Annotated in this window: 7 protein-coding genes; 5 read left to right on the top strand and 2 right to left on the bottom strand. The window is 71.8% G+C overall.

Going from position 1 to position 16,280, the window contains the following annotated elements:
* Window positions 1-14: 14 nt before the first annotated feature.
* On the bottom strand, window positions 15-4,652 hold the full coding sequence (locus QWU11_RS38580) for a kelch repeat-containing protein (RefSeq protein ID WP_290119496.1): 4,638 nt from the start codon (window positions 4,650-4,652) through the stop codon (window positions 15-17).
* The gene (locus tag QWU11_RS38575; RefSeq protein WP_290119495.1) at window positions 4,645-6,711 is read right to left on the bottom strand and encodes a phospholipase D-like domain-containing protein; all 2,067 of its coding nucleotides are present in this window, start codon (window positions 6,709-6,711) and stop codon (window positions 4,645-4,647) included. Before QWU11_RS38575 ends, QWU11_RS38580 begins: the two co-directional genes overlap by 8 nt.
* A 218-nt stretch (window positions 6,712-6,929) precedes the next feature.
* Here QWU11_RS38575 and QWU11_RS38570 point away from each other — a divergent pair, with 218 nt between their 5' ends.
* The 5 genes from QWU11_RS38570 to QWU11_RS38550 form a co-directional block, all read left to right on the top strand.
* Window positions 6,930-8,807, top strand: coding sequence for a M64 family metallopeptidase (locus tag QWU11_RS38570; RefSeq protein WP_290119494.1), 1,878 nt, complete (start codon window positions 6,930-6,932; stop codon window positions 8,805-8,807).
* Window positions 8,808-8,888: 81 nt separating this feature from the next.
* Window positions 8,889-9,482, top strand: a complete 594-nt coding sequence (locus QWU11_RS38565; RefSeq protein WP_290119493.1) for a TetR/AcrR family transcriptional regulator — start codon at window positions 8,889-8,891, stop codon at window positions 9,480-9,482.
* Window positions 9,483-9,593: 111 nt separating this feature from the next.
* Window positions 9,594-11,060, top strand: a complete 1,467-nt coding sequence (locus tag QWU11_RS38560; protein ID WP_290119492.1) for an MDR family MFS transporter — start codon at window positions 9,594-9,596, stop codon at window positions 11,058-11,060.
* Between the two features lie 93 nt (window positions 11,061-11,153).
* On the top strand, window positions 11,154-11,681 hold the full coding sequence (locus QWU11_RS38555; protein ID WP_290119491.1) for a hypothetical protein: 528 nt from the start codon (window positions 11,154-11,156) through the stop codon (window positions 11,679-11,681).
* A gap of 92 nt (window positions 11,682-11,773) precedes the next feature.
* Window positions 11,774-16,280: type I polyketide synthase (locus QWU11_RS38550; protein WP_290119490.1), on the top strand; the 4,507-nt coding region annotated here is incomplete at its 3' end.

The following is a 16,280-nucleotide window of genomic DNA, read 5'->3' as shown; positions in this document are numbered from 1 at the left end:
CAAGAGCCTCCTGCTCAAGGGGTGAAGATCTCGGTGGCGGCGCTGAGGGCGGGCCCGGTGCCGGGGGCCGCGGCGCCCGCGCGGGCGATGCCGCCGGCGGCCACGATCCGGCCGTCCGTCAGCTCGGCGGTCAGCTGCGCCCAGCGGCCCAGGGCCAGAGCGCCGGTGGTGGTCCAGGTGTCGGACTTGGGGTCGTAGAGGTCCGCGTTCCGGAAGCCGGCGGCGAACGCCGGCCCGCCGGTGCCGCCGGCGACGAGCACCCGGCCGGTCCGCAGCAGGACGCTCCGGTGCCGGGTCCGCCGGCCGGGCATCCGCGCGGCCGGCGTCCAGACGCCGGTGTCCGGGTGGTACCGCTCGGCGGTGTCGAGGCTGTCCGGCCGGTACGTGCCGTCGTCCTGGACTCCGGCGGTGTCCCCGCCGGTCACCAGGACGGCGCCGCCGGGCAGCAGGGTCGCCTGGTGGCCGGCCCGCGGGGTGCTCAGCTCCCCCGTCGGCGCCCAGACCCTGGTCGCCGGGTCGTACAGCTCGCAGTACGCCATCGCCGCCGTCCCGCCGCCGGTCGCCAGTACGCCGCCGACGACGAGGAGCCGGCCCCCGTCCAGGAGTACGGCCTGGTGGGCCGAGCGCGCGTCGGTCATCGGCGCGAGAGCCGTCCAGGTGCCCGTGCCCGGGTCGAACCGCTCGGCGGACGTCAGCGCCCGGCCGTCCGTCCCCTGGCCGCCCGCGACCAGCACCGTCTCGTCGTCGAGCAGTGTCGCGGTGTGCCCGGACCGTGCCGTGCCCATCGCGGCCGCCGCCGACCAGGTGCCGGTCAGCGGGTCGTAGATCTCCGCCGACGCCAGCGCGGCATCGGCCGCACCGCCGGCGACGAGGACGCGGCCGTCCGCGAGCAGGGTGGTCGTGTGCCGCTGCCGTCCGGTGGCCAGCGGCGGTCCGGCCGACCAGGCGTTCGTGACCGGGTCGAACAGCGCGGCCGAGGCGACCGGGTGGCCGTCGCCGTCCGTGCCGCCGGCGACGAGGAGCCGCCCGCTCGCCAGCCGTACCGCCGGGTCCGCGGGCGTGGCCCAGAACGTGGCGGCGGGCATGGCGCCGCCGGCCGTCCATGTGCCGGGCACCGCGAGCGGGGCCGACGCGTCCGCGGCCGGGATGACGTGCAGCGTGCCGGCCAGGCTCGGCACCGCCCGCACCCAGTCGGCGAGGGCGTCGGCGGCCGCCGCCTGGCTGCGGAACGAGGCCGCGACCCCGGTCGCCAGGTCGGCGCTGGGCGGGAACGCCTGGACGTTGTTGCGCACGTACGCGACCACGAACCGCTGCCCGGGCAGGCGTACGGTGTCGGCGCCCGTGAACGGCCGCCGCCGGTCGGCGTCCTTCTGTGAGAGGACGGACCGGCTGGTGCTGCTGCCGGCCAGGAGCCTGCCGAACACGGCCGGGCTGACGCTGGTCAGCCTGCGCGGCGCGGTCGCCGTCGCCGTTCCGTTCGCCGCCGCCCGGACGGCCAGGCCGCCGGCGGCGTCCGCGCGGGCGCGGCTGTCGATGACGACCTGCTCGTACCGGGCGCTGCGGCGGACCACGCGGGCCGAGGCCAGCAGCCCGCCGGCGCCGGCCAGCTCCAGCCCCGCGTCCTGGTTCTCGTACGCGGGGCGGGACAGCTTCTCCGCGTCGTCCATGTCCTGGTACTGGGCCATCGCGAACTTGTCCGCGGTCACCGACACCGTGTCCAGGCCGCTGTCCGGCACCGGCGCGACGCCGAACCGCCGGCCGTCGCGGGCCGGGCGGCCGCCGATCCGGTCCAGGCGCACGTCCAGCGGGAGCGCGCGCTGGCGGACGAAGAGCGTGCCGAGCGGGTGCAGCACGAGGCCGCCGCCCGCGGGCAGGGTGCGCAGGTTGACCAGCGTGGCGCGGCCGGCCGGCAGCCGGGTCTGCCAGCCCTCGACCTTGGCGATCTCGGCCGCGAGCAGCGGGAGCACGTCGACCGGCGGCAGCGTGGTGTCGTGGGCCTCGCCCCAGGTGATGTCGAAGTTCGCGGAGATCTCGAAGAACAGGAACCCGATCGAGCCGCGGCCGTGCGCCCGCCACGGAGCCGGTCCCTCCAGCTGGAACCGCAGGTGGATGCCGAACAGGCCGACGCCGAACGCCTTCAGCGACACGCCCGCGGAGATGCTGATCGCGAACTGGAACGGCGAGAACTGGAACAGCGCGTCGAAGCCGAGATGCCCCTCGACGCCGAAGTGGGAGAACCCCAGCCGCAGCTCCGCCAGCGCGCCGAACTGCACGGTGTTGCTGGTGATCGCGAAGTAGCCGGACACCCGGATGAGCTGGTTCGGCCGGTTGAGCAGGTCCACCGACAGCCGCTTCGGTACCGGGAACGGCAGCGGCGGCGGCTTGTACGACGGGTGGAACCCGCCGACGGTGATCACCAGGTCGGGGTTGTCGCCCCAGGCGAACAGCAGGCCCATCTCACCGGAGAGCGGCACGCTCAGGATCCGCGAGTCGAACAGCCGGGCGAAGAACCACACCCGGTCCTTGTCGAACTCCATCGCGCCGACGAAGTCGACCTGCAGCGCCAGGAGCGCCAGGTCCGGGTTGGGCAGGAGCGCCCGCAGCACGCCGAGGACCGCCAGGTCGCCCGGGATCTCCACGATGACGCCGAGCTCGATGCTGATGAGCGTCGGCGTGCCCCAGCCGATCTTGGCCATCGGGCCGACCAGGAACGTCCCCTCCTCGGGCGGGAAGAACGCGCGCAGGTCCGACAGGATCCGCGGCGCGTTGGCGACCACGTCCTTGGGGAACATCACCGACTCGACCGCGCCGCTGCGCACGCCCTCGACCAGGGCCTTGAGGTTCATGCCACGGTTCAGCCCCAGCAGGCCGCCGACGGCGAGCAGCGTGAAGCCGTACCCGAGCTGGATGCCGGTCCCGCCGAACTCGGCGGTCATCACGACCAGCAGCGAGTATCCGCCGAAGTCCGGGTTGCGGGTGCTGATCAGCCCGATCGCCTTCACGGCGACGAAGCCGGCGAACTCCAGCTCCAGCGCGCCCGCGTACTCGCCGCGGTCCGGGTCCGCGTACAGGAACCCGCCGCCCGCCACGATGCCGGCGTTCAGGGTGAGGCCGACCCCGGTGGGCGGTTTGAAGCCGAACGACAGGTCCGCCGGGCCGAGGTCGCCGCCGCCGTCGGGGAAGGTCAGCTCGGCGCGTACGCCCATGCGGTCCACGACCGCCTGGATCGGGCCCAGGCTCGCCGAGAAGCCGGCGGACAGTTCGAGCTGCACGCCGTCGTTCAGGCCGATCGCGGCGTACAGGGTCTCGATCTCGACCGGCCCGAGCTCCACGTGGACCGGGATCTGCAGCTCCAGGCCGCCACTGCCGCCCAGCTGCAGCCCGGTCCCGGGTGAGTACGACGCTTCAAGGTCGAAGGAGGACTCGACGCGCGCCGAACCGAGCACACTGGTCAGGAAGCCGTCGCCGCCCGAGGCGTCGAGGACGATGTGCCCGCCCTCCAGCGTGAGGCGTACGGTCGGGTGCCCGTTCTTGACGCCGCCGCCGATCGACAGTGCCTCGGCCTCGACGCGGGCCGCGTTCGGCAGGTCGAGCAATGTGATGAACTCGTCCGGCGCCGCCTCGGCGCGCACGGCGAGGACGATGCTCCCGGGCGCCGTGCCGGACGGGGCCACGGTGTCCAGGCCGGTCCTGAAGTCGGGCGACTCTCCAGGGCGCAGGACCAGCGCGACACCGCCCTCGATGTCGATGGTCGAGTCGACGACGAACGCGACCCGGTCGGCCAGCGGGAAGCGGACGTCGGAGGTTCCCTGCGCGTAGGGCGTGATGCCGATCCCGCCGTCCGCGGCGCCGGGTGCGGTGGGCCGCAGGCCGAACAGCGAGACGCCCACGTCCAGCTCGTCGAAGCCCAGCCCCTTGACGAGGCTGATGAGCAGCTGCAGCGCGGGCTGGGCGTCGTCGGGCACCGGCAGGCCGGTGACCTGGCTCTCGGCGCGGGCCGGCAGGCGCCGCATTCCCGTGCTGACGCTGGCGTGCTGGAGCACGCCGCCGATGTTGGCGATCAATGCGGTGGGCTCGAAGGCCGGCGTGCCCCATCCGTAGACGTCCCGGAACAGCGCCGCCGGATCCTGCAGCAGCGTGCCGAGCCGGTCCCACCGTACGACGTGCCGCAGATGGGCGGCCTGGAAGTTCACGGGGTCGGCGGGGTGCGGCTCGCCGAGGAAGATGCCGGCGAGCTGGCCGAGGGCGAAGATCGGGGGCGCGAACCGGGCGATGGCCTGCATCACGACGAAGTCGAGCAGCCGGCGGAAGAACTCGGCGGCGATGTGCGTCCTGGCCAGGTAGTCGGGGGTGGCGCTGAAGCCCCCGGCGACCCGGCGAAGCTGGTCGAGCGCGTCCGCGACCCCGATCGCCAGGTCCGCGTAAGCGGCCGCGACCTCGGCCGTGGTGCCCGAGTCCCGCGCCTTCGTCAGCGCGTCGATCTTGCCGTGCAGGCCGGAGAGATCGATCGCGGCCAGGCCGAGGTCGGAGACGCCCGGCGGGGTCTCCCAGCCCAGGAACCGCAGTAGCTGCCGCGGGGCCCCGAGATGCCGGTCCGCCTCCGCGAGGATGGTGGCGACCTGCGCGACCGCCCGATCGACACTGTTAGGCATTGGGGAACTCCTCAACGATCGCCGGGTCCAGCTCGGGACCGTCGTCCCGCCAGGTGCCCTCCTTGAACTTGAATCGCCGGCTGGCCTTGACCGGGTCGAGGCGCAGGTCGGCCTGGTCTTTCTTGAGGACCTCGGCCAGGTGCTCGCGGGGTTTGTTCAGCGTCCGGTCGGCGTCCGGCCACCGCAGAACGTGAGAGCTCTGCGTGCCGATCGGATCGTGAGTGAGGTCGTTACGTTCCTTGATCCATTGGTCGTTCCAGATGTCCGTCCATCCCTTGTTGGGATCGTTGGTACTGGGTACGTCGCCCACCTCGATGCCCAGGTGTTCCGCGAACAGGCGGCGCCGCAACAGGCTGATCACCGGTGAGTGCGGCTGTCCTTCGACGTCGCCCAGCAGCACGAAGTCCATCTCGGTCTCGCGAACGTCGCCGAACTGCAGGCCGTGCAGGATCTGGAAGAAGTCCAGCGACGCGCCGTCGAGGTTGGCCGAACCCACGGCCGCCCACGTGTCATCGACGATGCCGACCTTCGTGTGCAGGTAGTTCGGCGCGATGCGCGGGTTGACCTGGCCCGGTGGGGCCGCGGGTTCATGGGTCCAGCGGGTGAAGACGCCGAACCGCCGGTCCGGGTCCTGGCCGAGCTTCTTCATCGCGTCCCTGATGCGCGCGACCAGCTTCCGCTGCCATCGCGGGTAGAGCGGAAGGTCCGGTTCGATGTTCAGCAGGAGGATGACGTTGAGGTTCGGCCGCGTGAGGTCGGTCAGCGCGTGCGCCAGAGCGTTGCCGATGGCCTCGTTGGTCAGGTACTGGTTCTCCAGGTAGATGAACTTCTGGGCGTTTCCGATCGCCCGGAGGTAGGCCTCGAGGACGCCCTGCTCCCCGTCCGGAAGGTCGGAGAACATGCCCGAGTTGATCGTCCGTACGACCTGCAGGGAGGAGAGCCCGTCGAGGCCGCCCGGGTCCGTCTGCTCCGGCGGCCGCTCGATCGGCTGGACCTGGTCGGCGGGCTTCGCCCCCGCGTTCCAGTGCCGGCGGAAGGTGTCGTGCGCGTCGGCGACCGCGGGACCGGTCACGGCGATGCTCACGTCGTGGACGGCCAAATGGTCGGTGTTGCCCCGGCGCGGGTCGTCGATGAGGTGCTGGTTGTCGCCGAAGTAGGCGCTCTCGAACGGCGAGGCCATGTTCACCACGGTCCTGCCGTCGACGATCAGTTGTTTCGCGTGCACGGGGCCGAAGAACGAGGACGCCGCGCCCAGCACGTGGATGTTCGCCGCGTCCACTTCCCCGAAGTAGTGCTGTACGTCGTCGAGCGTGGCCGCGTACTTGATGGCGATGAGGGCCGCGATCAGCCCCAGGCCCGGCAGGATCAGCGACGCGCCGATCACGTGGATGTCGAGCTTCGGATCCCAGATGAGCACCCGGACCGGCATGTCGGGGTTCTTGGTCGCCGCGCCCGCCAGCAGCCGTTCCGCGCGGAGGTCCTTGTCGTTCACCTTGCGCAGCTGCGTGGCCGAGAGAGGTGTGCCGAACTGCAGGACGAGGTTCGGGCTCTCCGCGTTCGGGTCCTCGCTGAACTCGTCGGCGATCTCGTAGCGGAGCTGCATCAGGTCGATCGAGGACTCCGCGTGTTCGACCAGATCGATGATCTTTCCCCACGCCTCGACGTTGTCGATCAGCAGCTTGACCGCGTTGTTCCTGGTCACCGGTGGTGAAGCCGCGCCCGTCCCTTTCGTCACCAGCCAGCCCGAGGCGTCCGCCTTCGGGATTTGGATGGTGCCGAGGTCGAGTACCGTGCCGTCGACGTCCCGCATGACGATCTTCTTCACCACGCGGCCGACCTTGTCGAGCACACGGAACTCGAGAGTGCGCCGGGCTCCGCCCACCGCGTCCACGAAGATGTCTTCGTCGTAGCGGAGATTGATCTGGGGAAGGATCTTGCTCACCGGCTTCGTGTCCAGAGTCCGGGTGGTCAGCGCCGAGATGTTCCGGACCTCCACGAAGAACGCCAGTTCGGGGTCGTCCACTTCGAGGGAAACGGTCCCCGTCGCCCGGGAGCTCATCGCCGGACCTCGCCGCCGGTCTCGGTGACCGGGCGGCCGTCTTTCCGCGGTTCCAGCACAGCATCCCCCTCCATCGGCAGTACGCGTCGCGGGTACCGGCTCGCGTGGCGTCCCCGGATCCATCGATCGCCTCATCAATGGAGGCGTTCCATCCCGTTCCATGGCCCGGACAGACGATGATCAACAGCGACAAATGGGTATTTAGTAGGAGGCTTTTCATGCTGAGACGCATGGTTGCCGCGGTGGTCGCGACGATGGCGATCGGCGCGTCGCCGGTCCTCGTGGCGCCCGCCGCCGTCGCACACGCGGATGTCGCCGGCGGCGCCACGGTCGTGCCGGTGCAGGTCACCGGCGATCCGGCGAAGCGATTCAACGTAGTGATCCTCGGGGACGGCTACGCCGAGACCGACATGCCGAAGTTCCGCGAGAACGTCGACAAGGAGATCAGTACGCTCTTCGCCTTCGAGCCGTGGAAGTCCTACCGCAGCTACATCAACGTCTACCGGGTCGAGATCACCTCGGGTGAGTCGGGCGTGAGCTGCGACCCCTCCCTGACCTCGCCCGAGCGCACCACGCCGCTGAGCATGCGGTTCTGGAGCGGATGCCGGGCCGACGGCATCCAGCGGCTGCTGGTCATGGACAATGACGCGGCCAACGGGTACGCGAACATGGTCACCGGCACCACCGCCGCCAACCGGCAGATCGTCGCGCTGGCCAACAGCACGACGTACGGCGGCGCGGGCGGAACGTACGCGACGGCGTCCGGCGGCAACGCGCTGTCCTCGCTGATCATGCCGCACGAGATCGGTCACTCACTCGGCGGTCTGCAGGACGAGTACAACTACTACCAGCGGGGCGTGCCCGGCGGCGCCTACACCGGCGGCGAGCCCGACTCGATCCACCACACCCTCCTCACCGAGGAGCAGATGCGGCAGCAGCACGCCAAGTGGTGGCGCTGGCTCGGCGACAAGAGCACCGCGGGCGGCGTCATCGGCCGCTACGAGGGCGGGATGTACGACACCACCGGCGTCTGGCGGCCCAGCGCGCACTCGATGATGAAGTCCCTCGGGTACGCCTACGACCAGGTCGAACGCGAACGGATGACGCAGGCCATCTCCGGCAAGCTCCACCTCATCCAGGACGGCACGCCGACCGGGGCGCCCATCGGCGCCGACCGCGTCGCCTGGATCGAGACCCTGCACCCGGTGAGCCACACGCTGCGCGCCACCTGGACCCTCGACGGCAGGACGGTCCCCGGCAGTACCGACCGGCACAACGTCGACCTGGCCCGGCAGCACCTCAGGCCGGGTACGCACACTCTGACCGTGACGGTCCAGGACCCCACCGGCTTCGTACGCGACCCGGCGATCCGCGCCTCGGCGGCTCTCACCCAGACCCTTACCTGGACGGTGGACACCCGCGTCAAGACACCCTCGGCGGCCGCCGCGCCGGGCTTCACCGACTCCACCCCGACCGGCAACGCCGTGGGCGCGGACGACGTCGTCTACGCCGAGACGACGCACCCCGCGACCTCGGTCCCGGCCGTCCGGTGGACCCTCGACGGCCGGCGGGTGAGCTCCACGGACAACGACCGTGACCTCGCCCTGGGGCGCTTCCACCTCACCGCCGGAACGCACAAGGTCACCGCACGAGCGGTGAACCCCGCCACCGGCGCCGCGTCACCGCCGCTCACCTGGACCGTCGACGCGCAGCGCCCGGCGGTCTCCGCGGTGTTCTCCCGGCCGGCCGCCACGAACGGCCGGACCAAGGTCTTCGACGATCACTTCACCATGAAGCTGAGTCCCACCGACGACTCCTCCGGGGCCACGCTGGCGGAGTTCCAGGTCGACGGGGACGGCTGGTACCGCTACTTCGGCTGGCCGACCGACTCCACCGCACCGTTCCTGTTCACCCCGCTGGGCACGAACATCGACGACCTGTTCTACGGCAAACTCGGCAAGCCGGCGCGGGCCGTCGCCTGGGAGAACGTGCCTCCCGGCTACGGCCGCCACACGATCGAGTACCGCGCCATCGACTCCGCCGGCAACGTCGGGAGGACCACCACGGTCGACGTGGTCCTCCGTAAAACCGGCTGACGAACTCCCGGGCCCGCCGCTCGGCGGGCCCGGCCCGAGTCACCCTCGCGTTGGTCGCTAACAATTGTTAGTCTCTAACACATGGTGGATCGAGCTCCCGGACTCCGCGAGCGCCGGCGGGCACGTACTCTCCAGACGATCCGGGAGCACGCGATGCGGCTCTTCCTCGAACGTGGGTACGACGCCACCACGGTCAGCGAGGTGGCCGAGGCCGCCGAGGTGTCCTCGATGACGGTCTTCCGCTATTTCCCCACCAAAGAGGACCTCGTCCTCGCCGACGAGTACGACCCCCTGATCCTGGAGCGGATCACCGAGCGGCCCTCCGACGAGCCACTGCTGCTCCGCCTCGGCAACGGCCTCATCACGGCGTACGAGCAGCTCACCGCCCAGGAACAGGAGGTGCTGCTGCGACGCGTGCGGCTGTGCCTGAGCACCCCCGCGCTGCGAGCGCGTCTGTGGGACTCCCAGTACACGACGCAGCAGGCCATCACCGAAGCGCTGTGCGGCGCCTCCGACGACCCCGAGCACCGGTTCCGCGTGTGGGTCAGCGCCGGCGTCTGCCTCAGCGCGGTGAGCGCCGCCCTGGTGCGCTGGGCCGAGGAGGACGCCCGGCCGTCAATGGGCGACCTCATGAGACAGGTCCTGACCATCGTCGCCGAGGAGTCCTCCGGATGACCCTCACGACGCACCGCGCGGGCTCCTTATCGGGCGGCGGGGTCTCCGCCGCACCGCGTCGTGGCGGCCACGGCCGAAAACCCCGATCACCGACAGCCCCCAGGAGGACACATGGCAGAGACGTCGTCGGCGCCCCCGGAGAAGGTCACGCCGGACCTGCTCAAGCTCATCGGCGTGGTCGTTCTCGGCGCGTTCGTCGTGCTGCTGGACGCCACGATGACCAACGTCGCGTTCCAGACCCTGCTGCGCGAGTTCGACGCGCCGCTGTCGACGGTCCAGTGGATCAGCACCGCCTACCTGCTGTCGGTCTCCATGGTGATCCCGCTGACCGGCTGGCTCGTCGACCGGTACGGCGCCAAGCCGATGTGGCTCCTCAGCCTGGTGCTGTTCTTCGCCGGCTCGCTGCTGTGCGGCTCGGCGTGGTCCATCAACAGCCTGATCTTTTTCCGCGTCCTGCAGGGCGTCGGCGGCGGCATGCTGCCCGCGCTCGCGCAGATGATCCTCGCGCGGGCCGCCGGCCCGGACCGGATCGGCCGCGCGATGGCCGCCGTCGGTGTCCCGGCCATGCTGGGACCGGTGCTCGGGCCCGTGCTCGGCGGGCTGATCGTCGATGACCTCGGCTGGCGCTGGATCTTCTTCGTCAACGCACCGATCTGCCTGTTCGCCTTCGTCGCCGCCCAGCGCGTGATGAGCTCGTCCGAACGCGACCGCTCGCGGCGGCTGGACCTGATCGGCCTCCTGCTGCTGCCGCCCGCGTGCGCGCTGATCGTGTACGGGCTGGCGACGGCCGGCAGCCGGGGTGGTTTCGGCGATCGGCGCGTGGTGATCACGCTGGTCGCCGGCGCCGCGCTCCTCGTGTGCTTCGTCATCCGCGGGCTGCTCACGGGCGCCGAGCCGATCATCGATCTGCGGCTGTTCCGCAGCCGCGCCTTCAGCACCGCCTCGATCATGATGTTCCTGTCCGGCTGCACGCTCTTCGGCGCGATCATCCTCTTTCCCCTGTACTACCAGCAGGTACGAGGGGCGAGCACGCTGCACGCCGGCCTGCTGCTCTCCCCGCTCGGCCTGGGCATGGCCGTCGCGCTCGTCGCCGCCGGGCGGCTCACGGACCGGGTCGGCGCGCGGTCGATCGCGCTGACCGGCCTGCTCCTCGGGACGGCCAGCACGATCGTCTACACCCGTCTGGGCGCGCACACGGACCAGCTCCTGCTCGCCGGCTCGCTGTTCGTCAGCGGGATGGGCCTGGGCGCGGCGATCGTCCCGGTGATGGCCAGCGCCTACCGGGGGCTGACCGAAACGGAGATCCCGCGGGCGACCAGTGCGGTACGGATCTTCCAGCAACTCGGCGGGGCGTTCGGCAGCGCGGTGCTCACCGTGGTCCTGCAGCGTCAGGTGCTCGACCAGACGGCCGGGCGTCCCGATCCGGCACGGCTGTCCTCGGCATTCGGGCACACCTTCCACTGGGTGCTCGGATTCACTCTCGTTGCCATTGTTCCCGCACTTTTCCTGCCCCGTTCCGCCAAGGACCCGGCGGCCTCCGTGGAAAAGGAGAGAAGCGCCGGAAAAGCCACGCTTTAGAACGGCGGACCAGTCTGCTCCCGTCGGACCGGAGATCGAAGTAGGGCATTCCGCCCCACCTGCGAGCAGATCGTCCGACGGAAGGAGCAGGCCATGCGCCTCGGGAAGGGACGCCGCACGTCCACCATCGCCGTCGCCCTCGCCACGATCGGCGCCGGCGGCGCGCTCGCGGTCACACCGTCAGCGCAGGCGCAGGAGCATCGGCGCTGCGTCCGGCTGCACCTCATCGAGCACACCACCTCGTGGTACGGCAATGAGCAGGTGCCTCCCGGCCAGGCACCTCCCGGGTTCATGGCGATCTACTTCGGCGACATGTACGACGCCGACAGCAACGCACTGCTCGGGCACTCCGCGGGCACGAACGACCTGATGTACACCCGGGCCTCCGACGGCGCCACGATCCAGAATGTCGACGAGCAGATCCATCTGTCCGACGGGTCCATCGCCGGTTCCGGCTCCATGAGCCGCCAGGATGTCATCGCCCAGAAATGGGTCAGCGAACCGGTGAAAGGCACCAGCGGCCGATACGCCGGGCTGTCCGGCACCTGGACCTGGCGGCTCATCAGCATCACCGATCCCCAGGTCCCCGTCGACGAAAAATTCGTTCTCTGCGGCAGATAAAGATCCGGGGAATAACGCGAATGAGCGTCGAGGCCGCGGGTGACCGTCGGGGAGCGGGTTCCGCCGTCCCGGCGGGGGCGACGCACCCCGCGATGACCAGCGGAACCGGCCAGGCCCTCGGCGATGTGCCGATCGCCGTCGTCGGCCTGTCCTGCCGGCTGCCCCGCGCCGACGGCCCCGGCGCCTTCTGGCGGCTGCTCGCCGCAGGCGAGGACGCGATCGGGCCGGTCCCGCCCGGCCGCTGGGACTCACCCGGCCCGCCCGAAGAGGGGTTCCGCCGCGGCGGCTTCCTCGACCGGGTCGACGAGTTCGACGCCGGCTTCTTCGGCATCTCGCCGCGCGAGGCCGCGATGATGGACCCGCAGCAGCGGCTGGTGCTGGAGCTGAGCTGGACGGCGTTGGAGGACGCGGCGATCGTGCCCGCCACGCTGCGCGGCAGCCGTACGGGCGTGTTCGTGGGCGCCATCGGGGACGACTACGCCACGCTGCTGCACCGCCGGGGCGGCGACGACGTGACCCGGCACACCTCCACGGGCCTGCACCGGAGCATCCTGGCGAACCGCGTCTCGTACCGCCTCGGCCTGCACGGGCCGAGCCTGACCGTCGACACGGGCCAGTCCTCGTCTCTGGTCGCCGTGCATCTGGCCTGCGAGAGCCTGCGCCGCGGGGAGTCGACGGCGGCGCTGGTCGCGGGCGTCAACCTGATGGTCGCCCCGGACAGCACGGTCACGGCGGCCCGGTTCGGCGGCCTGTCCCCGGACGGCCGGTGCTTCACCTTCGACGCGCGGGCCAACGGCTACGTGCGCGGTGAGGGCGGCGCCGTCGCGGTGCTGAAGCCGCTGCCGGCGGCCCTCGCCGACGGCGACTCGATCTACTGCGTGATCCGCGGCAGCGCCGTCAACAATGACGGCGACGGCGAGGGCCTGACCGTGCCCAACCCGCGTGCTCAGGAGGCGGTGATCCGCGCCGCCTGCGCCGACGCCGGCGTGAGCGCCACCGACGTCCAGTACGTCGAGCTGCACGGCACCGGCACGCGGCGCGGCGACCCGGTCGAGGCTGCCGCTCTGGGGGCCGCGCTCGGCACGGCCGCGGATCGGAACGATCCACTGGTGGTGGGTTCGGCCAAGACGAACGTCGGCCACCTGGAGGGCGGGGCCGGCATCGTCGGGCTGCTGAAGACCGCCCTGTGCATCCGGCACCGGGAGATCCCGGCGAGCCTCAACTTCGCCACGCCCGGCCCGGACATCCCGCTCGGCGAACTGAACCTGACCGTTCGTACGGCCCACGGCCCCTGGCCCCGGCCGGACCACGCCCTGACGGCCGGCGTGAGCTCGTTCGGCATGGGCGGGACCAACTGCCACGTCGTGCTCGCGGAGGCGGACCCGCCGCCGCCGCCGGAGGTCCCGGCGACCCCGGCACGGCCTCTCGCGCTCGTGGCGTGGCCGGTCTCGGGCCATGGGCCCAAGGCGCTGCGGGCACAGGCCGCCCGGCTGGCCGCGTACGTCGCCGAACATGACGAGCTCGACCCGGCCGACATCGGGTTCTCGCTGACGACGACCCGTGAGGCGCTCGGCGAGCGGGCGGTGGTGATCGCCGACGACCGGGACGGCTTCCTCTCCGGCCTCGCCGCGCTCGCCGACGGCCGATCCGCGCCGAACATCGTACGCGGATCGGCCCGCGACGGGCGCCGGCTCGCGTACCTGTTCTCCGGCCAGGGCGCGCAGCGTCCCGGGATGGGACGGGAGCTGTACGGACGGTTCTCGGTGTTCGCCGACGCGATGGACGCCGTCTGCGCCTGCCTCGACCCCTACCTCGACCGGCCGATGCGCGACCTGGTCTTCTCCGATCCCGGCTCGCGCCAGGCGGCGTTACTGGACCAGACCGTCTACACGCAGGCGGCGCTCTTCGCCGTCGAAGTGGCGCTGTTCCGGCTGGCCGAACACTGGGGGTTTCGGCCGGACCTGCTGGCCGGCCACTCCATCGGCGAGCTGACGGCCGCCCACGTGTCGGGCGTGCTCTCCCTGGACGACGCGTCGGTGCTGGTGGCGGCGCGCGGCCGACTCATGCAGTCGGTGACCGCCGCCGGCGCGATGGTGGCGCTGGAGGCCACCGAGGACGAGGTACGGCCGACGCTGGCGGGCCGGGAAGGCCAGGTCGCGGTCGCCGCGGTGAACGGGCCCCGGAGCACCGTGATCTCCGGCGATGAGGACCCGGTCATGCAGATCGCGGCCGACTGGCGGGACCGGGGGCGCAGGACCAAGCGGCTGCGGGTCAGCCACGCCTTCCACTCCCCGCACCTGGACGACATCCTCCAGGACTTCCGCGAGGTCGCGGCACAACTGTCGTACGGCTCTCCGCGGATCCCGATCGTCTCCACCCTGACCGGAGAACTGGCCGACGCAGAGCGGCTGCGCTCACCGGACCACTGGGCCGGGCAGTTACGCGGCACCGTACGGTTCCGTGACGGCGTGCACCGCCTGCGGGAGAACGGCATAACCGACTTCGTCGAGCTGGGGCCGGGCGGGACGCTGGCCGCGGCGGCGCAGGAGTGCCTGGGCGAACTCACCGGCCGGGACGGGCCCGCGACGGTCGTGCCGGCGCTGCGCACCGACCGGCCGGAGTCCACCGCGGTCATGGCGGCGTTCGCCCAGGTGTACGCCGGCGGCGCCGGAGACGACCGGCCGGCGCTGTTCATCGCCTCCGGCGGGCGCCGCGTCCCCCTGCCGACGTACGCCTTCCAGCGGGAGCGTCACTGGCTGGACGACGCGCACACCGCGGCGGAGGAGACCGTCGCGGAGCCGACGGCGGCCCAGGAGTGGGCCGGCCTCCCGGAGGCCGAACGAAGCCGGTCGCTGGTCGAGCTGGTCCGCGCGCACGCGGCGGCGATCCTGGGACACGCCGTGCCGGACTCCGTCGACACGGCACGGCCGTTCCGGGACCTGGGGTTGGAGTCGCTGGCCGCCGTGGACCTGTGCGCCCGGCTGGCCGAGACGACGGGCCTCCCGCTGTCGCCGGTGACGCTGTACGACCATCCGACGGTCGAGTCGCTGGCCGCGCATCTGTGCGACCGGCTGACGGGCCGCGCGCTCGGCCGGCCCGTCATGCCCGCCCGGCGCGCGGCGGACGGTGAGCCGATCGCGATCGTGGCGATGGGCTGCCGCTACCCGGGAGGCGTACGGACCCCGGAGGACCTGTGGCGGCTGGTGGAGTCCGGTACGGACGCGATCTCCGGCTTCCCGGCCGACCGCGGCTGGGACCTGGACACGCTCTACGACCCCGACCCCTCGCGTACCGGGACCAGCTACACGCGCCAGGGCGGCTTCCTGCACGACGCCGCCGAGTTCGACCCGCAGTTCTTCGGCATGAGCCCGCGCGAAGCCCTCGCCACCGACCCCCAGCAACGGCTCCTGCTGGAAATCGCCTGGGAGACCCTCGAACACGCCGGCATCGACCCGACCACCCTGCGCGGCACCCCCACCGGCGTGTTCGTCGGGGCGGTGGCGCAGGAGTACGGGCCCCGGCTCCATCAGGGCGACCGGCACCAAGGTCACCTGCTGACCGGGACGACCGGAAGCGTCGCCTCCGGCCGCATCGCCTACACGTTCGGGTTGGAGGGCCCGGCGGTCACGGTCGACACCGCCTGCTCATCCTCCCTCGTGGCGCTGCACCAGGCCTGCCAGGCCCTGCGCGCCGGCGAGTGCGACCTCGCGCTCGCCGGCGGCGTGACGGTCATGGCCGGGCCCGGCATGTTCGTGGAGTTCAGCCGGCAGCGTGGCCTGGCCGCCGACGGCCGCTGCAAACCCTTCGCCGCGGCGGCCGACGGCACCGGCTGGAGCGAGGGCGCCGGGCTGGTCCTCGTCGAGCGGCTGTCCGACGCCCGCCGGAACGGGCACCCGGTCCTGGCGCTGATCCGCGGGTCGGCGATCAACCAGGACGGCGCCTCGAACGGCCTGACCGCGCCCAACGGACCCTCCCAGCAGCGCGTCATCCGCCAGGCCCTCGCCAACGCCGGACTGACCACCGCCGACATCGACGCCGTCGAGGCCCACGGCACCGGAACCACCCTCGGCGACCCCATCGAAGCCCAGGCACTACTCGCCACGTACGGGCAGGACCGACCCACCGACCGGCCCCTACGCCTCGGCTCGATCAAATCCAACATCGGCCACACCCAAGCCGCCGCCGGCATCGCCGGGATCATCAAAATCGTCCAGGCCATGCGACACCAGACACTGCCACGCACCCTGCACGCCGACGAGCCCTCGCCGCACGTCGACTGGGCCTCGGGCGCCGTCTCCCTGCTCACCGAAGAGGTCCCCTGGCCCGGGAACGGCCGCCCACGGCGCGCCGCCGTCTCCTCCTTCGGCATCTCCGGCACCAACGCCCACGCCGTCATCGAGGCCCCGGAGCCCCAGCCGGCCGAGGTGTCCGCCGCCGGCCCGGCGTTGCCGTTCCTCCTGTCGGGCCACACACCGCAGGCGCTGCGGGACCAGGCGCGGCGGCTCCGCGACCACCTCGCCCGGCACGACGCCGAACCCGCCGACGTCGCCTACACACTCGCCACCGCACGCGCCCACCACCAACACCGCGCCGCCCTCA

The organism is Actinomadura sp. DC4 (assembly GCF_030406325.1).
Lineage (GTDB): Bacteria > Actinomycetota > Actinomycetes > Streptosporangiales > Streptosporangiaceae > Actinoallomurus.
This window is presented reverse-complemented; position numbering and strand designations above follow the sequence as displayed.